This is a genomic window from Maribacter orientalis (assembly GCF_900109345.1).
Taxonomy (GTDB): Bacteria; Bacteroidota; Bacteroidia; order Flavobacteriales; family Flavobacteriaceae; genus Maribacter; species Maribacter orientalis.
Genome location: NZ_FNZN01000004.1, coordinates 276581 through 297601, shown reverse-complemented (window position 1 = coordinate 297601; position 21021 = coordinate 276581). Strand labels below are relative to the sequence as shown.

16 protein-coding genes are annotated in these 21021 nt (G+C 36.5%); 8 read left to right on the top strand and 8 right to left on the bottom strand.

Translation table 11 applies throughout. The annotated features are described in order from the left end of the window. Window positions 1-527: 527 nt before the first annotated feature. From BMY56_RS10925 to BMY56_RS10910, 5 genes are read right to left on the bottom strand one after another with little or no spacing between them, the layout of a single operon-like run. The gene (locus BMY56_RS10925) at window positions 528-2474 is read right to left on the bottom strand and encodes a sialate O-acetylesterase (RefSeq protein ID WP_091624473.1); all 1947 of its coding nucleotides are present in this window, start codon (window positions 2472-2474) and stop codon (window positions 528-530) included. Between the two features lie 25 nt (window positions 2475-2499). Further along, window positions 2500-2931 carry a glycoside hydrolase family protein gene (locus BMY56_RS19065; RefSeq protein WP_317040617.1) on the bottom strand — a complete coding sequence of 144 codons (432 nt, stop codon included), beginning with the start codon at window positions 2929-2931 and terminating at the stop codon, window positions 2500-2502. After that, window positions 2919-3536 carry a family 43 glycosylhydrolase gene (locus BMY56_RS19060; RefSeq protein WP_317040616.1) on the bottom strand — a complete coding sequence of 206 codons (618 nt, stop codon included), beginning with the start codon at window positions 3534-3536 and terminating at the stop codon, window positions 2919-2921. The genes BMY56_RS19065 and BMY56_RS19060 overlap by 13 nt, the downstream gene beginning before the upstream one ends. Before the next feature lie 4 nt (window positions 3537-3540). Continuing rightward, the gene (locus tag BMY56_RS10915) at window positions 3541-4992 is read right to left on the bottom strand and encodes an MFS transporter (protein WP_091623899.1); all 1452 of its coding nucleotides are present in this window, start codon (window positions 4990-4992) and stop codon (window positions 3541-3543) included. Between the two features lie 24 nt (window positions 4993-5016). Further along, window positions 5017-6189 carry an endo-1,4-beta-xylanase gene (locus BMY56_RS10910; RefSeq protein ID WP_091623897.1) on the bottom strand — a complete coding sequence of 391 codons (1173 nt, stop codon included), beginning with the start codon at window positions 6187-6189 and terminating at the stop codon, window positions 5017-5019. A gap of 1030 nt (window positions 6190-7219) precedes the next feature. Here BMY56_RS10910 and BMY56_RS18875 point away from each other — a divergent pair. The 3 genes from BMY56_RS18875 to rimK all read left to right on the top strand — a co-directional run bounded on the left by BMY56_RS18875 (window position 7220) and on the right by rimK (window position 8855). Next, window positions 7220-7447 carry a hypothetical protein gene (locus BMY56_RS18875; RefSeq protein ID WP_245737199.1) on the top strand — a complete coding sequence of 76 codons (228 nt, stop codon included), beginning with the start codon at window positions 7220-7222 and terminating at the stop codon, window positions 7445-7447. A 13-nt stretch (window positions 7448-7460) separates the two neighbouring features. Continuing rightward, the gene (locus tag BMY56_RS18995; RefSeq protein ID WP_262493785.1) at window positions 7461-7595 is read left to right on the top strand and encodes a hypothetical protein; all 135 of its coding nucleotides are present in this window, start codon (window positions 7461-7463) and stop codon (window positions 7593-7595) included. A 384-nt stretch (window positions 7596-7979) separates the two neighbouring features. Next, complete coding sequence (rimK, locus tag BMY56_RS10895; RefSeq protein ID WP_091623891.1) at window positions 7980-8855, top strand: 30S ribosomal protein S6--L-glutamate ligase; 876 nt, start codon at window positions 7980-7982, stop codon at window positions 8853-8855. Window positions 8856-9261: 406 nt separating this feature from the next. On the opposite strand, the gene BMY56_RS10890 is transcribed toward rimK, so the two are convergent. Continuing rightward, window positions 9262-10065: a hypothetical protein gene (locus tag BMY56_RS10890; RefSeq protein WP_143057810.1), complete on the bottom strand. Its 804-nt coding sequence runs from the start codon at window positions 10063-10065 to the stop codon at window positions 9262-9264. A 217-nt stretch (window positions 10066-10282) separates the two neighbouring features. Here BMY56_RS10890 and BMY56_RS10885 point away from each other — a divergent pair, with 217 nt between their 5' ends. From BMY56_RS10885 to BMY56_RS10875, 3 genes are all read left to right on the top strand, one after another. Then, window positions 10283-11680: an ADP-ribosylglycohydrolase family protein gene (locus tag BMY56_RS10885; RefSeq protein WP_091623886.1), complete on the top strand. Its 1398-nt coding sequence runs from the start codon at window positions 10283-10285 to the stop codon at window positions 11678-11680. Window positions 11681-11780: 100 nt separating this feature from the next. Beyond that, entirely contained in the window at window positions 11781-12995 is a 1215-nt protein-coding gene (dinB, locus tag BMY56_RS10880; RefSeq protein WP_091623883.1) for a DNA polymerase IV, read from the top strand. 186 nt (window positions 12996-13181) lie between these two features. After that, on the top strand, window positions 13182-16220 hold the full coding sequence (locus BMY56_RS10875; protein ID WP_091623880.1) for a DNA polymerase III subunit alpha: 3039 nt from the start codon (window positions 13182-13184) through the stop codon (window positions 16218-16220). A gap of 152 nt (window positions 16221-16372) precedes the next feature. Here the strand turns inward: BMY56_RS10875 and BMY56_RS10870 are convergent, their stop codons facing one another. Beyond that, the gene (locus tag BMY56_RS10870; RefSeq protein WP_091623878.1) at window positions 16373-17215 is read right to left on the bottom strand and encodes a helix-turn-helix domain-containing protein; all 843 of its coding nucleotides are present in this window, start codon (window positions 17213-17215) and stop codon (window positions 16373-16375) included. A gap of 227 nt (window positions 17216-17442) precedes the next feature. Here BMY56_RS10870 and hxlB point away from each other — a divergent pair, with 227 nt between their 5' ends. After that, window positions 17443-18027 (top strand): 6-phospho-3-hexuloisomerase, encoded by a 585-nt coding sequence (gene hxlB / locus BMY56_RS10865; protein WP_091623875.1) that lies wholly within the window; start codon window positions 17443-17445, stop codon window positions 18025-18027. A 49-nt stretch (window positions 18028-18076) separates the two neighbouring features. Beyond that, the gene (gene hxlA, locus BMY56_RS10860) at window positions 18077-18706 is read left to right on the top strand and encodes a 3-hexulose-6-phosphate synthase (RefSeq protein WP_091623873.1); all 630 of its coding nucleotides are present in this window, start codon (window positions 18077-18079) and stop codon (window positions 18704-18706) included. A 680-nt stretch (window positions 18707-19386) separates the two neighbouring features. Here the strand turns inward: hxlA and BMY56_RS10855 are convergent. Then, a complete protein-coding gene (locus tag BMY56_RS10855; RefSeq protein ID WP_091623870.1) occupies window positions 19387-21018 on the bottom strand; it encodes a carboxylesterase/lipase family protein in 1632 nt (543 codons plus the stop codon). Between the last annotated feature and the right edge of the window lie 3 nt (window positions 21019-21021).

The following is a 21021-nucleotide window of genomic DNA, read 5'->3' as shown; positions in this document are numbered from 1 at the left end:
GGTTGAGATAAAAGTAACTATAGTAATCATAATAAAGGGATGGCGATTTGAAAAGTACAATAGTTAAAAAAGATACTCTTCCGATAATAGTCACTACCGTTAATACATAATAATATGTTGCCCAAAAAGTAGTACTCCAATTATAAATGGGTATTAAAAAAAAGTAGGATTATAAGGGGTAGCTACTAGGGAATTCCGTACCATACCCAAGAAATGTGGGGAAGATGACCCATGCAAATGAGGTAGATTCCATTGAATATTTAGCCAATCCTTATTCTAATTTCCCCTAATTCTTATTGGCAGAAAAGATATATAAGTGTCTCGGATGCTTGAAAATTTACAGGAAAGAAGAATTCCCGAAATCATTAAGAATTTTGAACCAAAAATATATGTGAACTTACCATAAAACAGTACATTAAAAAAGGGGGGCATTCACTGACAATACATTAATATAAGCAAATCTTATTGAGCACAGATCAAATAATAAATAGAAAAACTAATTTATTGAATACCATCGATCTTAAGATTTATTCTGTGGTAAATGGAGAAGCAGGTAGGCCTTCTACGTTATATAAATTAGGATTGTTTGGATTATCCGCCCATGCATACCGTACGTATTTTGGTTTTTGAATTTTATCGTTCCAGACTATTATTTTATCACCTTCTATTTTGGCTTTGGCCCACACATAATGTTTATCTTCTCCAGCAATTGCAAATTCGCTCAGCTGGTTTCCATCCTTCGAGACTAATCCATTTCCAATATTTGAAAAAGAGATTTCAATTGTTTTTTCACGGATTTGATACCCGCTATATAAAGGACCAGAATGAACTACATCCTCATTATAGGCAAGTTTTAAAGCGGACAATGCTAGTCGCTTTCCCACGTCTTTTTTATTATCCGGATGAATATCGTTCCATTCTCCTAAATCAATATTTACTGTCATGCCGGTATTCGGTATTTTTAAGCCCTCAATTTGAGACTGCCTAAGTTGCGCCCAATTACTTTCCTCCGGTGAATAATTAACTTCCATAAAATTGGGTAATTGAGCGTAAATGAAGGGAATAGTAGGTTGGTGGAACTGTTTGCGCCAGTCATTTATCAACGCCTTTAGAAGTCTGGAATACGCTTTCGGTTTCCCGGAATTACTTTCGCCTTGATACCAAAGTATTCCTTTGAGATGAAGTTGGGTATAGGGTGCAACCATTGCATTAAAGAGTGCCGTAGGTTCATTTTGAGCGTTAAAGGGTTTTACGGATGATGACGGAGCCTTTGGTTCAAAGACTTCTCCTACTTTATACTTCCAATATCCCATTAGATCTATCGTATCTTTTTTGGTATATATATAATAGGGTTTATCTGGAACAAAACCACCTTTACCATTGTAATTAGTGACTCTTATTGTAAATAAATTTGTACCCGATTTTAGTATATTTTTTGGTATGGCATACCTTCTTTGCGGATATTGATAAGTGGTGTTTCCAACTTTTTGACCATTAATGTAAAGTTCATCTGCATCTACGATTCTTCCTAAAAATACCGTGGCCTCCTGCATGTCTATTTCATTCGGGATCTCTATTTCCTTTCGGTACCAAACCGTTCCATTTAAATTTCGTATTCCTTGATCCTCCCAATATCCCGGAATACTAATGTTGCGCCAGTCATTCGGTTTAAAATTTGGCTCATACCATTTTATGGGACCGATCAACCCTTTATCTCTATGTTCGCTGGTGATATTATAAGGCCTATTATTTTCCCTATTACGACTGTTAACATAAACGGTATCCTTATTCTTTTCTATAGTTTCCAAAATTTCGGGAAACTCCTTAAAACCATTTTCGCTGGTCCACGATTCAATGGGGGTACCACCTACACTGGCATTTATGAGTCCGATAGGAACTTTATACTTTTCATAAATTTGTTTCGCAAAGAAATAAGCTACAGCTGAAAAGGGTCTTATTTCTTCTGGGATTGCTGCTTGCCAAGATCCTCCATTGAAATCAGCATCAGGTCCATTCAAATCGGTTTGGGTCGGTATTTTAAAATGCCGTATTTCTGGATAGTCAGTATTGGCAATTTCATCCGCATAGGTAACATCATGTATATCCAACTGGTGTACCATGTTAGACTGGCCCGCACATAACCAAACATCACCTATCAAAATATCCTTTAGCGTTATTTCATTTTTACCATTTATTTTCATGGAGTATGGGCCACCTTCCTTCATTTTCTTGAATGACACACTCCAATTACCATCGGTAGATGCGATGGTGCTTAACCGTTCTTCATTGAATGTAACTGTTATTTTTTCTTGCGGAGAAGACCAGCCCCAAACTTCTATTGGGCTATTGCGCTGCAGTACCATGCTGTCCCTTATTATTTGGGGCAGTTTCACTTGGGCGTTAAGTTTTTGAAAACTACAGAAGCAAGTAAAAAGGACAATAAAACCCTTCAAAATAATATTTAAATTTTTCATATGAAATGCTAAATTTTCAACGGAATTATTTAGAATACGGTGCAATCGTTTTAATACTCCCATCTTCTAGATGGTGAAGCTCGGTCACTTTTACAGATCTTAAATGGGTAACACCTTTGGATAGGCTACTATCGTGATAGAATAGATACCAGGCATCCCCAACCTTACAAATGGAGTGGTGGGAGGTCCAACCAACAACAGGTTCCAAAATTTTACCGCCATAGGTAAAGGGACCATAGGGTGTATCACCAATAGCATAACAGATAAAGTGAGTATCACCTGTAGAGTATGAAAAATAGTATTTTTCCTTATACCTATGCATCCAAGAAGCCTCAAAAAAACGACGATCAGTATCCCCGGCTAATAGTAATTCGCCATTTTCGTCTAAGATTTCTATTTCCTTCGGGGCTTCGGCAAATTCTAAAAGGTCATCGGTCATTTTTGCTATGAAGGGCATAATGCGGGTTCAACATCTTTCGGAATATGTGCAGTGGGGCTATCAGGAGATTCAGCATTAAAAGTTCCTTTTCGCCATCGTTGTAATTGTCCTCCCCAAAGTCCGCCAAAATACATATAATAGCTACCGTCCTCATCTTCAAAAACGGCAGGATCAATTGAAAAACTATTATTAATGGCTTTTGGTTGTGGCTGGAAGGGCCCGACGGGATTATCACTCACGGCAACACCTATCCTAAATATACCATCATATGCCTTTGCAGGAAAGAACAGATAATATTTTCCGTTCTTATGTGCTGCATCTGGGGCCCACATCTGTTTTTCAGCCCAGGATACGTTATCAACATGTAAAGCAACACCATGATCCACTGCTTCGGAATTAATGGAATCCATTGAAATAACATGATAATCTTCCATGGCAAAATGGCTCCCCAAATCATCAAAGGCTTCTCCTGCATCTACATCATGGGAGGGGTATATGTATATTTTTCCGTTAAAATAATGTGCCGATGGATCAGCCGTGTAGATATGGGACACCAAAGGCTGGGAAATGGCTTTTTCGTTTAATTTTATAAAATCTATATGATCGATACTTTCTTCTGGCATAACGTTATTCTTTTCTTCTTTTAATTAAGTCCTCTTCAATCTCCACTTCCATTTTTTTATTGATTTCATAGAAGAATAATAGAGCAATGGCCAAGAAAAAGGCAATGGCCGGAAAAATGCTTACAAGCATTTTTGTTCCCTGTATGGCAGTCTCTGGTTGTAAAACAGCATCGTTGACCGCAAATTTCTTAGGAATATAATGATAAAGTCCTAAAATCCAGGTGACCAGAGAACTACCAATGGTCAATCCTAATTTTAAACCAATCATCATGGCTGAAAAAATGATTGCGGTAGCGCGTCTATTGTTCTTCCATTCAGAATAATCCGCAACATCAGCTATCATGGCCCATAACAGTGGAATAGTAATTCCATAGAAAAATCCGTGCAAAATTTGAGATAGAAACATCAATTCGACCGAGGTAGGCGTAAAGAAATAGAAAACGGCAATAAACAAGGTTGATACAAATAATGCGGCCCCGAAAACATCCCGTTTTCCATATTTATCCGCCAATCCTTTGGATAGGGAAATACCAACGATCATAAAAATAATTCCACCTGCATTAAATAGTCCGAAACCTGCAGAAATGGGATTATCACCGAAAAAATCGACACCAATACTAGTTAGTCCACGTAGCAGGGGACCGATGAAATCTGCCAAGCTATTGGCATCTACATAATTTTCAAAATAATAGACATACGAACCACCTTTCATTGCTAAAGTAATGAAAACCAATGTCGTAAGTACTAACATGATAATCCAAGGTTGGTTTTTAACTAGATCCCCCAAATCTTCTTTAAGGCTTGATTTTTGTTCTATAGTAGGAATTACCCTTTCCTTGGTAGTGAAAAATGTAATCAGTAGCATTATGGTACCAATTACTGCCAAATAGGTCATCACAATTTCAATTCCAATAGCTTTATCCCCACCACCGGCATATTCAATAATGGGCAACATAAATACCTGAACAAAGAATTGCGCGAACATCACCGCTACGAACCGGTAAGAGGAGATACTGTTACGCTCCTTCATATTTCCGGTAATTACGCCACTCAATGCCGCATATGGTAAATTATTTGCAGCATATAGTAATAATAATAAAGTATACGTGACGGCGGCATAAGCAACCTTACCGGTATAATCGAAATTAGGAGTACTGAATGCCAATAGCGCAACAATACCTAATGGAACCGAGGTAAATAAAATCCAGGGCCTGAATTTCCCCCATTTGCTAAGTGTACGATCAGCAAGTGCTCCAATTATGGGATTAAACGCAAAAGCCGCAATCATCCCTACAATGAAAATGATTAAAGACGCATCATTGTTTTCCAATCCATAGATATCTGTATAAAAATAGGCCAAATAGGTGACCAAGGTTTGGAACACAAGGTTTGCCGAAAGATCACCCAAAGAATAGCCAATCTTTTCCTTTAAGGATATTATATGGTTTTTGTTCATTAATTAAGATGTGTTAGGTTGGCTTTATAAAATGGTGTCTCTAGAAACTTGAATAATGCTGTCATAAGCTGATTTAGGCCTGTTATTTCTGTTAAATGGTAGTGGGTAATTTGTTCTTCCTTTAATTGGCCAGCCATTGAGCCAAGACTGTCCATCGTTTACCCCCCAAAAGGTAACCCTGCTTATTTTATCACTATGCTTTTTAAATAATTGAAAAATATCTGAATATCTTTTGGCCAGTCTCAGAGCTACCGAATCTGGTAACTCATTTGGATATGGATTCATTGCTGCACTGTTCTCGTAATTTTGGCTCACTTCAGCACCTTCCAAATCCCATGGGTTTGGTAGTACGGTAATATCTAGCTCGGTTATCATTACTTTTATACCCAAGGCGGCGTATTCCTCAATACTTGTTTCAATTTCCTTTAAAGATGGTTCTTCTAGGTTCCAATGTCCTTGCATACCGATACCGTCTATTTTAGCACCATTTTGCTGTAATAATTTAACAAGTTCAATGGCGCCAGACCTTTTTTCAGGATTGCACATATTGTAATCATTGTAATATAATTCCACATTGGGATCGTACTCCTGAGCCCATTTAAAGGCATCTACTAAATAACGATCTCCCAATTTTTCGTAGAATATCGAGTTTCTTAAGGTGCCGTCCTCATTTAAGGCTTCATTGACAACATCCCATCCATCTATTTTGCCTTTGTAATGCTCTACAATGGTTTTTATGTGGTTATGGAGATTGCCGGAAAGTTCTTCGGGACTTTCAATAGTAGGTACCCATGCGGCCAATTGACTGTGCCAAACCAAATTATGACCAATAACGAACATCTTATTCTTCTTTCCAAAGGCCACAAACCTATCTGAGGTATCGAAATCGAATTTTCCTTTTTCAGGTTCCATAAACATCCATTTCATACAATTTTCAGGGGTAATACTATTAAACTCTTTTTTTACGAGCTTAATAGCCAAAGAATCGATTTCAAAAATTTGATTTTCGTTAAGAGCAGTTCCTATTAGAAATTCATTTTGAAAAGCTTCTTTTAATGAGGTTTCGGTTACCTGTTTTGGTTGATCGGATTTATCTAATTCCCCACAGCCTGTTATTATAAATAACAAAGAAAATACAATGAGGAAAGGTTGATAATTGGATTTAATACGGAATATTTTTGGTCTAAATGTATTCATACTTTTTTTCAGGTTGATATTAATTTTGCAACAAGTTAAAAATAGTCCAAAGCATAAAATTCTATTGAAACAATTGAAGCATTACTTAATAAACATGTTGCATTGTTAACTATTAAACCTATAAAACGTATTGATATCAAAATTTTGAAACTAAAAACTAGAATAGTTTATATTAATTAAATGAAAGTTTGAACTAAAAATTTTGTTCAGGAAATTGTTTTATTTCGGGTATCTAATTAATAAACTATTAAAAAATAATTTTATTGATAGTTGCACCTTTGTTATAATATCCACACAATGTGAAACCGGCGATGAGTCAGTTTTCGACACAGAGTATTTCATTGCTAACAGTAATAATATCTATTTAATTCTGGTTATGGAAGATGTAGGAGAAATGTTTAGTGAAAGTCAATCAAGTCAATTTATTGCGGTCGCTACTGATTTGGAATGCTTCTACCCTGAAATTATCATTTAAATTATAAGCAAAGAAGGAACCAACTAGATTATTTTCAACTTTTTCATTTAGATTTATCACAAATCTTTCTAAACATTGTTGTAAAAAAGTGCCTTCTATATTTTTTAAACCCAGAGGAAGATGTAGGTGTAGTAGGTTTTTTTGGTAATTCGATACTAACGGTTGTAATTGCGCTTATAGCTAGTAATGTTATAATCCTAATTTTTCAGAATATTAACCTCTTCTTGCTGATTGCTGTGTTATTGTTGTTGTATGGTCTTAAAAAAAAATGCATCTATCCTCATTAATAATTATTTTGATATTCGTCTTGGTCATTGCAAACATGAAGTTGTTCTTCAAAGGTAAATTGTCCAAGTATCTCAAGTATAAACAAGCGTATCATATTTATCATGAGCTTCATACGATAACTGGTGAAACAGCTTTTGTTGTGCGTACTTTTTTCTTTGTAATATTTGGGCTCAGTATTTCCATTACATCTATATTTAATTTAATGTGGCACTTATAAGCTCGCTTATCATTCTATCTATATACACTATTTGATTTGTGCTATTGTTCATGTTTGTTGGAAAGGATATATTACCTCAATTGTGTATAGCTCAAAGAGGATTGATTACGGTGTTGTTATTTTATGAGATACCTATAGAAACACAAGTAGCAACTTTTAATCAGGGTATTCTTCTTTTTGTCATTATCGGCACTAGTTTGATAATGAAATTCGTGATGATTTATGACAAGCCTTGGGCAGGTACGGTAATCAATACAGTCAACAATAAAAAGGTATGAACTGCGAAATGGAATGCACCCAACATTAGCGAGCATTAGTTTTAGTAGTCTTGCTATAGATTTTTCACTAACAGATAGTTTTAAAGCGGGTTTTCCTATGAGCGATATTAATTTTGAAGCAGATATATTGTTCAGGGAAAATTTTTAGCACCATTCTATTTCCTAAAAGAAGTGCATTTCTATAATCGTTAAAAATTAATGTCGAATATAGACTTTAAAGGATTTTGTTGCATAAAGGGTAACTTCCTCCGGCATAAGGGTCAATTATAATAGTGATTTTTTATTGCTGCCATTTAAAATGGATCATCACGAAGTAACTTTTGAATAAATAGGTGTATTAAAATAATAACGCATAATAAAGATTATCTTGGCGATTACTTGCATTAAGATTTAAACTATAATAAAATTAACCTGATTTTGAGCCTTTAGGCTAGTTCTAAGGTATTTTTATTAAAGTATTATTTGAAATTTCAAGTGCCGTAATTCTAATTTTTAATTCAAATAAATAACCTAAATAAAGCAAAAAAGTAATATGAAGATTGTAGTTCTATCACAAAATCCAAACTTATATTCTACAAAGAGATTAGTCGAAGCCGGAGAGAAAAAGGGGCACGAAATGGTTGTTGTAGATCATACCAAATGTAATTTGGTTATTGAAAAGAAAAAACCAAGTATAATTTATAAAGGGCAGGAAATTACTGATGTAGACGGTGTTATACCTAGAATTGGGGCTTCTGTGACTTTTTTCGGTACAGCCGTTGTAAGACAGTTTGAAATGATGAAGGTTTTTACCGCAACAGAATCTCAAGCACTGGTTAGGTCTAGAGATAAACTTCGAAGTCTACAGATATTGTCTAGAGCGGGCTTAGGGCTGCCAAAAACCGTTTTTAGTAATTACTCTAAAGACGTTAGTCAAATTGTAGAACGCGTAGGAGGTGCTCCGTTAGTTATTAAATTATTGGAAGGAACTCAAGGTTTAGGAGTGGTATTGGCAGATAATCAAAATTCAGCAGAGTCTATTTTAGAAGCATTTAATGGACTACAAGCCCGTGTAATAGTACAAGAATTTATAAAAGAAGCGAAAGGGGCAGATGTAAGAGTTTTTATTGTTGACGGAGTAGTGGTGGGTGCTATGAAGAGACAAGGAAAAGAAGGTGAGTTTAGGTCTAATCTTCATAGAGGTGGTAGTGCGAATATTATAGAATTAACCGATGAAGAAGAAAATGCCGCACTTAAGGCAGCAAGGGCTATGGGCTTAGGAATCGCAGGGGTAGATTTGCTGCAGTCAGCGCGTGGTCCTCTAATATTAGAAGTAAATTCTTCACCAGGCTTAGAAGGTATTGAAAATGCTACTGGCAAAAATATTGCAAATCATATTATTAGATATGTTGAAAGAAATGCCGAATAACAATGTTGAAATAATTGGTAATTAAAAGAAAAGGGATATCTATAATATCATTTTTTATAGGAAAATTAATAAGCAAAAGCCAGAATTGATATTCTGGCTTTTTGTTGTTTTTTACGATAATCAATACAATACCAATGAGCACAACTTAGGTATTTATCGGTATTTTGGCTGTTAGGGAAATAGCAATTAGCTATCGTCTTAAATAGGATATGCTTTATAAGACATACCATACCATACCATATCAGAGTCAATGACTTTACTAAAGTAAATACCGGGCTATTTGTAAGTGTTTTAATTACCTATTTATTCAGTTTCTTAAAGTTTAAGCTTCTAGTGTATAACTGTAAATTTTTCTGATTAGCTTTTTAGAAACTGGTCATGAATGTTCATGAGGTGTGAGATTGTATTACTTAACACTTATCAATACAGCTTCACAACTTTGAAGGTCTGAGTTAAGAACAATATTCTCAGATTTTTTGCCATCTGAAATTTCAACTGACACGGTGTTAGGTGGTGAATCGCCTAAATTGTGCGCATAAAGAAATAGGTCATTAGATTTTTTAGGATCCAATTTTACGTTAAATTCTTTTTTCCAATATGTTAAATAATATTTGGAAACAACTGAAACGCCATTAAGGTATATAGAAACAATATCCCCATCTTGTCTACCATGATCCCAAATTTTTATAGTTATATTTTCTGAATCGAATTGTAATTCCTTGGTGTACGATATTTTTCTACCCTCAAAAGTTTCTCTTATAACCGGTTTCTTTTCGGGTTGTGTTACTTCGGTATTTTTAGGGGCAATTGCTTTTTTAGTTTTTGATTTTTTCTTACTAGGGACTGAACTAGTGTTTGCTAATTGTTGTTTTTTCTTTCGCTCATCAGATGCTGCATTGGTAATGGTAAAGAAGGGAGTCACTCTTTTGGCTATCTTATATTTATCGTCTGGAAACAATTCTATGGCAACAACTTGATATCGACTGCCAGAGCCAATATTTTTAGCAAGCTCAATGCCTTCTTCAAAGCCATCATTCTTAAAAGTGCCTAATTCTTGAACGACCATTTCATTTCGTACCAGAAAAAAACGGATAGTTTTACTTGTGTCAATATTTATGGTGTTCCATTTTAAAGTAATTTTATCAGGAATGTTCCAATTTGTACCTGTATCGGGTTTGGTAAGGTTAATTACAGAATTTTTATTATCCATATTACCTTGTCCAAATGAAGTTGCTGTAAACAGGCTTAAAAGGCATAAAATTAAAAAAGGGCTTTGACGCATATATAAAGTCTTGTTTCAAAGATAGTATTTAACCTTAACATCCTATAGTGCTTTGGTAGATTGCAATTTACTTCGTATTTATTGATAGGAACTATAATCAGATTATATTATTTACTTAGCTTTATTGTGTATGAAACCGTCCATTATGATATTATATTTAAATAGTTTTTCAAGAAAAACCACCCATTACTTCTTAGGATTATTAATAGTAATTTCTGTAATTTCCTGTAAGAATAAAGTGGGTTCTACAGGAAAAATGTCACACGATATAGTACAAGATTCTTTGTTGGATTATAAATCCTATCAACCAAAAAGCATTGATATTACAATCTCGAGATCAGTATACAAGAATAAATTATATGGTTTTTGGTTGGGTCAATGTATTGCCAATTGGACAGGCTTGATTACCGAAATGGATAAAATCGGAATTCCCAATAGTGAGGGTAAAGGAGAAGGTTTTTATACTCGTGATAACTGGGGTAAACCCGATGAGCCCAATTTATGGGGCTCAAATAATTATTCTAAGACAATTGATTTTTTATTCGCTGATCAAGACAGTATTTGGGGTGCAGATGATGATACCGATATTGAATATATCTACCAAGAGTTGCTTTATGAAAATAAGACCTCAATCTTAACAGGTGACATGATTAGAACCGGATGGTTAAAGCATATTAAAAAAGAAGAAGAGAACTATTTGTGGGTTTCTAATCAACAGGCACTTGATCTAATGGAGGAAGGTATGCTACCGCCAGAAACAGGATTACCTGAAAATAATCCGCATTATGAAATGATTGATGCTCAACTGACTACCGAAATATTTGGTTTTTTCGCACCCACGCGCTCAGATGTAGCACTGAAAATGGCACATTTACCTATACAAACCGTTGCTAGAGAAAACGCAGAGTGGATTTCTAATTTTAATGTAGTTATGTATGCTTTGGCTTCTTTAGCAGATGATGATAAATCTATTAAAGCGAATTTAAATTGGATGGCTGCAGAAGCCCGTAAACAATTGCCCAATGATTCGTACTCCGCTAAAATGTTCGATTTTGTAAAAGGTGAATATGAATCTGGTGTTACATGGGAAGAAGCTAGAGATGCTTTGCATGAGAAATATCAAATTCGTCAAGAAGACGGGTATTTATGGGCTACTAAGGATGAAACTTGTAATGGTTGTTTTGCGGCAGGTATCAATTTTGGGGCAAGTATTGTTAGCTTATTATATGGTGAGGGCGATATAAAGGAAACTATAAAAATTGGAACCTTGTGTGGATGGGATTCTGATAATCCTACCGCTACGTGGGGTGGATTATTGGGTTTTATGTTAGGTAAAGAAGAGGTTGAAAAGGCTTTTGATAGAAAGTTTGCCGAAAAATTCAATATACATCGTACTAGAATTGGTTTTCCCAACGACGGTATTGATGATTTTGACCATATGGCTACAAAAGGAATTTATATCATTGACAGGGTAGTGCAAGAAGAACTTGGTGGTGGGGTTGATCTTGTAAATGATGTTTGGTACATACCTCAAAAAAACTGACTTCGCTATTAAAATATAATAATGTTAATATTTGGAATAAATCCTAATAATTGGAAATAATCCATAATTTAGCTATCCCGATTTTTTTAGAGGGATAGTTATGAGCAAGACCATACTTCACATAGATTTAGATACATTTTATGTATCTGTAGAGCGACTCAATAATCGTGAGTTACAGAATAAACCCTTGCTGGTGGGTGGTACGGGAGACCGTGGTGTGGTAGCGGCATGTAGTTATGAAACCCGCGGATTTGGAGTGCATTCTGGTATGCCCATGAAAATGGCCCGCGAACTATGTCCCGAAGCTTTTGTAATTCGTGGTAATGCAGGAGAGTACAGCAAGCACTCAGATGTGGTGACCGAAATTATAAAAGAGTATGTGCCCGTATTCGAAAAATCGAGTATCGATGAGTTTTATGCAGACCTATCCGGCATGGATCGTTTTTTTGGCTGTTATCAGTACGCTTCAGAAATGCGTAAGAAGATTATTAAAGAAACCGGACTACCCATTTCCTTTGGCCTATCGGCAAACAAGGTTGTTTCTAAAGTTGCTACTAACGAAGCCAAACCTAACAATCAATTGAAAATAGATGAAGGGCTTGAGAAACCTTTTCTAGCACCACTTTCTATAAAAAAAATTCCCATGGTGGGTGATAAAACGTATCAGACCTTACGAAATCTAGGTTTACGTCAAGTACGTAGTGTGCAAGAAATGCCCATGGAAGTGATGCAGCGGGTTTTGGGAGCAAATGGCGGAGTTATTTGGAAAAGAGCCAACGGTATAGATAATACGCCCGTAATCCCCTTCTGTGAACGAAAATCAATTTCAACCGAACGTACGTTTGATAAGGATACCATTGATGTAAATAGACTGCGAGGTATTCTCATTGCCATGACCGAAAATCTAGCGTATCAATTACGACGAGGCGAAAAGTTGACAGCGTGTATTTCAGTAAAAATTCGATATTCTGATTTTAACACCTATTCAAAACAATTACGCATTCCCTATACGAGTGCCGATCATATTTTGATTCCGAAGATTTTAGATCTGTTCAAGAATTTATATAACCGTAGGTTATTGGTGCGGTTGATAGGCATACGTTTTAGTCATTTGGTTACGGGTAATTACCAAATCAACCTGTTTGATGATACCGAAGAAATTCTAAGCCTTTATAATGCCATGGATGAAATTCGTAAACGCTATGGAGATAAAAGTGTATTGCGGGCATCGGGCATGGGAGCCAAAACGATTGGTAGAATGCATAATCCTTTTAACGGACTGGCACCTGTTGTGCTAGCGCACAGGAAATTGTAAGCCCCTAGCGCCAAAGGGTTGAATAAAATAGAGCGTGCTTCGCATTGCGCCCAAAGAAAAGCCTCGGAATGATGCCTTCTGTTCACTGAGCGTAGTCGAAGTGAGAGTTGGAAATTAGAAAAGAGAAAAGAGAGCGCTTCACGTGCAGCGCAAAATACTAACAATGAACAACCGACAACCAAAAAAGTGTACCTAAACTGCCATACATATTACAGCCTTCGCTACGGTACCTTTTCAGAACTGGAGCTCTTGCAATTGGCAAGGGAGCATCACGTGACGCAATTGGTGTTAACGGATATCAATAATACATCTGCCTGTTTAAATTTTGTTCGTAAGGCTTCGGAATATAATGTTCGGCCTATTTTGGGTATTGATTTTAGAAATGGAATAGAGCCTTGTTTTGTAGGTATCGCAAAAAACAATAATGGTTTTCTGGAGCTGAATAATTTTTTGTCGGAACACATTCATCAAGGAAAGAAAATTCCTGAAATAGCTCCGAAGTTTGAACATGTATATATTATCTACCCGTTTGAAAAAGTCCTTCAGAATGAAAAGAAAAGCTTTGCTGAAAATGAGTTTATAGGAGTTTCTGTTAGCGAGCTAAAACGACTTCGGTTTTCAAAATTATTAGAGCAAAGAGATAAAATAGTACTGTTGCAACCCGTAACGTTTAGAAATAAACGCGATTTTAATGCACACCGATTATTACGTGCCATTGATAATAACACCTTGCTCAGTATGTTGTCGGTTACGGAACAGGCGAGTGAAGATGAAAAAATGTATTCCATTCCTAATCTGGCAGCACATTTTTCTGAACATAGCTTTATTCTAGAGAATACCCAACGCTTGATCGATACATGTTCTATACATTTTGATTTTTCAGAAGGTCGAAAACCACAGAATCTTCAGACGTATTTAAAAACAAAGGAAGAGGATGAGGTATTTCTTGAAAAATTGTGTCAAGAAGGTTTGCCATATCGGTATCCAGAAGTGGATCAGCCTGTTTTGGATCGTTTAGAAAAGGAACTGGGACTTATTAAAAAGATGGGTTTCGTCTCTTACTTTCTCATCAATTGGGATATTATTTCCTATGCCCGAAAACAGAATTTTTTTTATGTGGGGCGTGGTAGTGGTGCAAATAGTATTGTAGCCTATTTGCTTTTTATTACCGATGTAGATCCTATGGAGCTCGACCTGTATTTTGAACGATTTATTAATCTGTATCGCGTGAATCCGCCAGATTTTGATATTGATTTTTCGCATCGAGATCGACCTATAATGACCGAATATATTTTTAACCGGTTTAAAAATGTAGCACTCTTAGGGACCTATGTTACCTTTCAGGCGCGCGGGGTCATTCGGGAACTGGGGAAGGTATTTGGTCTGCCTAAGGATGAAATCGATTTGCTGTGCGACGGTAATTTTCAGGCGAGCAGGTTAGACAACATATCTGCCTTAGTGCTGAAATACACCCAATTATTACACGGTATGCCCAATTATTTGAGCATACACGCAGGAGGTATTTTAATAACGGAGAAACCGATTCATTGGTTTTCCGCTACCCATATGCCCCCAAAAGGGTTTCCCACTACACAATTTGATATGATTATTGCGGAGGACGTAGGTCTGTACAAATTCGATATTCTTGCCCAACGAGGATTGTCTAAAATAAAGGAAACCTTGGACATTTTGGAACGGGACCGTCCGGAGGAGTTTGCCAAGTTTGATATTCACGATATCAAGGCCTTTAAAAAAGACCCCAAAATCAACAACATGGTTAAAACAGCGCAGTGTATGGGCTGTTTTTATGTAGAATCGCCCGCTATGCGCATGTTATTGAAAAAACTGGAAGTAGATACCTATTTGGGTTTGGTAGCGGCAAGTTCTATTATTCGCCCAGGAGTGTCTAAAAGTGGAATGATGCGCGAGTATATTCTGCGCCATCGTAATAAGGGCAGAGCAGAGGAGTTAGCGCACCCGGTGATGTTAGAGATTATGCCGGAAACATACGGAGTTATGGTCTACCAAGAGGACGTGATCAAAGTGGCACACCATTTTGCAGATTTGGATTTGGGGGAAGCCGATGTATTGAGACGCGGAATGAGCGGTAAGTTTCGCTCTCGAGAAGAGTTCCAAAAAGTGCAGGATAAGTTTATGGATAATTGCCGTAAAAAGGGCTATGCGGAACAACTTATTAAAGAGGTGTGGGACCAAGTAGCTAGTTTTGCCGGCTACGCTTTTGCTAAAGGACATTCGGCCTCTTATGCGGTAGAAAGCTATCAGAGTCTGTTCTTGCGTGCCTACTATCCCTTAGAATATATGGTGGCAGTACTCAATAATGGTGGTGGATTTTACAAGCCCGAGTTTTATGTGCACGAAGCTCGTATGTTGGGTGCTACCATACATCCGCCTTGCGTAAACAAAAGTAATGCTGGTAACCGTATTGATGGAAAAGAACTGTATTTAGGCTTAGGCTATTTGCGTGAATTGGAAGAGCGTGTTATGGAGCGTATCTTAAAGGAGCGGTATCTTAATGGTAGTTTTGATTCTTTGGAAGGTTTTTTGGATAGGGTGATGATTTCCATAGAACAGGTAAGCATTTTAATACGTATTGATGCGTTCCGTTTTACGGGCGTGAACAAACATGAACTGCTATGGAAGGCCCATCTCTTTTTGAACAAGACTAAAAAAATAGACCACCCCAAGCTGTTTGCGCCCAAGCATCAGCATTTTGAGATCCCTAGTTTATACAGCACGAACCTAGAGGTTGCCTTTACGCAATTGGAGTTATTGGGCTTTAGTTTATGTAGTCCGTTCGAGCTGTTGGCGGAGCCGCCCAAGAATACGGCGGGCAGTAAGGATTTGGAAAATTATCATAACAAAAACATAGATATCTATGGCTATTTGGTCACCGTGAAACGTACAAAGACCCATACAGGGAAACACATGTTCTTTGCTACCTTGATCGACCAACAGGGGCAGGTTTTTGACACCGTACTGTTTCCGCCAGTGGCCGCTAAATATACATTTAGGGGTAGGGGAATCTATCGGTTTTATGGTAAGGTGGTGAGTGAGTTCGGATTTTTAAGCATAGAGGTCATTAAACTGCAAAAACAAGATTTTGTACAAGACCCCAGATATGCGGACATGAAGACCAGTGCAAAGGTTTTTGACCAAAAGAACCATGATCAAGAAGGTAATAGATTGGAAAGTCAGTTGAATTAAAATGAATCTAATACATATCCAAAAATCCTATATAAGAATAGGAATAGAAACACAAAAAAGGTTTCTAATGCCCTGAAAATTAGGGTAGGTTCTGTTAGGTATGAAATTGATTCTACAAAGTAGAATTGTTAATGTGTTGATTATTTAAAAATTTAAGTATACAACGTATTGTCATGAGAAATCACATGCTCTTTTACATTGTTTTGAAATTCTTGAGGAGTTTGCCCTACGTGTTGTTTAAAGAAACGACTAAAGTATGATTGATCTTTAAAATGAAGATTAAATGCTATTTCTTTAATCGTATTTTCGCTATGTATAATTTGGCGCTTTGCCTCTAATATCAACCGATCATGAATTAATTGCACTCCAGTTTTATCTAATTTTTCTTTTAAAATTTGATTTAAGCGCTTAGCACTAATATCCAATTTACTGGCATAAAAATCAGCAGTTCGTTTATTTTTATAGTGTACTTCAAGCAGAAGCATAAACTCATAAACTCGCTTTTCATTAATATCTTGCAATGTAAAATGCTGCTCTTTTAACTGTATCAATTTCAATAAAAACACCTTTAAAAGAGCTTTCATCATTATTAAATTGATGACTTCGTGACTGTATTCTTCTTTCAAAAGTTGAAGAACAGCGGTCAAACCATTCGAACCTTCTTCGCTCACCTGTAAACAAGAAAATTCACCTTGAATATTGAACATTCTGAATACATCTAACAAAAATTCTTTTAAATCTCCTTCTAGTAATTCTTGCTTAAAAGATATCAGGACACCGTTTTTCCCAGCTTTGTTCAGTTGATGCACTCTGTACGGCGGTATCAAATATATCCAATCTCCTTTTAATGTCTGAAAATCGTGCTGCGGAACATGAAGCGCATCTTCATTTTGCAACCATACAATCTCATAAAAATCTCTTCTTGCAGGGTCGTTTAAATAGGCTGGCGGGCAATTTCCTAAATCTTTAATATATAAAACTTTATCACTCAGCATAATACTTCTTTTTAACTATAAAGTAGACCCAAATCTTTGAAAGCATTATCTACCTAAAAAAAGCCCATTTCCAAAATATACCACAAAAATAGCCAATAACACCATCATTAAGAGCCATAATAGCAAATTGTACCATACAACTATCAAATTGTATAAGTCTTTAGCGAGTAGTTCCACATACTTTTGTAGTCGATTTGAATGCCAAAAGACGTTGAATCAAGTTAATTATGGAGGATACCCTTAAAAAGAACGATACTGAATTAGTGGAAAATGCAATGGATATTATTATTCATGAGCATCTTAAACTAATTAAGTCTATACACTATCATGAGATAGCGGCATTGATACCAACAATTACAAATGCCAAAAACATTTTTGTAACTGGCTCAGGCCGAACCGGTCTTATGATGAAAGCTTTTGCAATGCGTTTAATGCATTTGGGATACAAAGTACATGTTGTTGGTGAAACCACAGCACCCGCAATTACAAAGGGAGATCTACTTATAGCTGGGTCTGGATCTGGTACAACCAGCGGAATTGTTAGTGCTGCAGAAACTGCAAACAGAGAAGGTGCTAGTGTTATATGCTTTACCACTAATGCAGAGTCTCCCCTCGCATTACAATCAAAACATACGGTCATCATACCTGCGGCACAAAAGCAAGAACGTGATGAAGATATTTCAAAACAATATGCAGGTAGTCTTTTTGAGCAATCGTTGCTTTTGGTAATGGATGCTTTGATACAGACTTTATGGGGGCTAGATGGCAGTTTGGCTTCAGATTTATGGAAACGACATGCGAATATGGAGTAAATACGAGAACAATACTTAAATAAAACAGAACATTATAAATATTTAAATTATGGTAAAATTACAAGTAGCAATAGATTTATTAAAAATAGAAGATGCCATTGCATTAGCAACAAAAGTGGCTCCTTATGTAGACATTATAGAGCTTGGAACACCGCTTATTAAAAGTGAAGGCTTATCTGGCATTCGAAAAATGAAAGATGCTTTTCCTGATAAATTAGTTTTAGCAGATTTTAAAACTGCTGATGCTGGTGAATTAGAGGCTGGTATGGCTTTTGGTGCAGGAGCTGATTATGTTACTATTTTAGGGACTACAGGAGATTCTACCATTGCTGGTGCGGTAAAAGCTGCTAAAGCACATGGTAAAGGTGTTGTCGTAGATACCATCGGTGTTAAAGACAGGGTTAAGCGTGCTAAGGAAGCTATTGCTTTAGGAGCTGAGTTTGTTGAGTTGCATGCTGGTTTAGATGAGCAAGCAGAAGAAGGTTACTCTATTCAAGTGTTGATTGATGAGGCTGCAAGAGCTGGTGTAAAAGTATCTATTGCAGGTGGTGTTAACAGTAGTAGTATTACTGCTGTAAAACAATCTGGTGCTATTGTGGCGGTTGCAGGAGCAGCTATTTACGGAGCAGAGGACCCTGCACAAGCAGCGAAAGAATTAAAAGAACTATTAAATGCTTAAGTGGCAATACTATAAAAACGTTTTTACCACTAACAAACAAATTCCCATGAATAACATTTCATGGGAATTTGTCATTTACAGCGATTACCATTCCATCAAAGCTTCTAAATAAAATGTATTAAAAGAATTCGTTGAGTACCGACGTTTTTACAACACTAATGGACAAGTATCGACAGCTTTTAGATCCAGTATTATTTCCGCACGTGGCCAAACAAAATATTTAGGGTTAGGGGAATCTATCGGTTTTATGGTAAGGTGTTGAGTGAGTTTGGATTTTTTAGGCATAGAGGTCATCAAACTATAAAAACAGGATTTTGTACAAGACCCAAGGTATGCAGATATGAAAACCAGCGCCAAAGTTTTTGACCAAAAGAAAACGAATGACCAGGAAGAAAATAGATTAGGAAATCTGCTTGTTTAAAAAGCGTCAAGTACATATCCTAATATCCAGAATAATATAAGAAACACAAAAAAAGTTCCTATACATCCGCATTTTCCGCCTCCAATTTTCTTTGCGCCGTACCACGCACCAATAATTTGAATGATTTTTTTCATAGGTCCAATTTAAGGGTTTTGGTGGTTACTTTTAAAACAAAATGTAATTCAAAAAGCATAATTGGTATTGGATTCCTTTTTTAGGAACCTCCAATACCAATTATCAAAAATTATAAAATTATCGTTTAATTATTTTTGTAAGCCTTATCCAAAAACTCGTAACGAGCATCATTTTTGGCTTCTATTAATTTGCTTTCTGTATCGATAACCATAACAGAAGGGGTAAGGTCTTTTGGTTCTGCTGCTTCCCAATTTGGTAAACCTTCTCCATTAGGATTTCCAGCTTTAATGAAATTAGCAAAATAAGTCATCATGTCTTTAGATACTTTAAAGTCATCTGCAGTCCAAGCATAGTCTTTTACCAGGTGTAAATTTCCCATACAGTATTCAATTTCACAAGCATGTGGCGCTCCAACCGCTTTTGGTGTTGGTGGTGCATCAGAGCCCTTTTCTACTGTTCCGCCAGCCAAACCTGAGGCAAGGGTATTATCTACAAGAGATGGCCTTAATTTGCTATATAAATAGCGATAGACAGGTTGGTTGCTATTTTTTCTATGAAGATCAAACCATTTCCAAGTACTATAGGATATAAATCGGTCAGAAGCTAGAGCCGTTGCCGATAGTTCAATTTCTTTTTCGGATCTATGTGGATACAATTCTAATACCTTGGCATATTCTTTCGGATAAGCTTCTTTTACCTTATTTACAAAATTTTCTTCTGTATAAGGACCTTGGGTAAATGCCATACCTGGTATTTCTGCTGAATTCCATCCAAGTAATAAAGGCACCATTGCTTGCTCTTTACTCTCAAAGATTTCAGGAAGGGTCTTAGGTAAAAAATAACCATCTAGCACAGCAGGAAACCCAAATCTTTTAGAACTGTTGTATAGTTCATATACTTCCCTTGTGCTCAATTTTCTTAATTGCGCAAGTGTTGGGTAGCCAATGCTTTTAGCAAATTCTAATCCTGTTTTTTCAGCTTCTTTTAAAGTCACCGGAGACATTGTAGGATTTATTGAAGCACCGCTTTCTCCTATTGCACCAGCAATTAAATTTTTTGATAATGGCGAAGCCATTTGTTGACTTGCACCAATTGATCCAGCCGATTCGCCTGCGATGGTCACTTTTTTAGGGTCACCGCCAAAAGCAGCAATATTTTTATTCACCCACTTTAGTGCTGCATTTTGGTCTAATAAGCCATAATTTCCTGATGCCTTATATGAGGCCTCTGCACTTAATTCTGGATGTGCTAAAAAACCAAATATATTTAAGCGATAGTTAGTAGTTACCACAACAATACCTTCTTTGGCCATGCTTTCACCATCATACCGTGGCTCGGATGCATCACCTGCAACATTTCCACCTCCGAAAAAGTAAACAAGTACTGGTAAATCTTTAGTTTCCATATTCGCTGGTGTCCAAACATTTAAATAAAGACAATCTTCACTGACCCCATTGGATCTAGAGTTCATATCACCAAAAACCATAGTTTGCATCGGTCTTGGTCCAAAGGCTTTGGTTTCCTTTATACCATCCCAGTTATCTAGCGGTTGTGGAGCTTTCCAACGAAGCTCACCTACTGGTGGTTTTGCAAATGGAATTCCAAAATAGCGTTGAATTCCATTATGGGTATCATAATTACCTTCGATAATTCCATTTTCAATGGTTACTTGAACAGGAAAAGAATTGGTCTCTTGTGCTGATGAATAATTGCTTGATACAATCAGAGTGAATATTAAAATTTGAAGGTTTTTCATTTG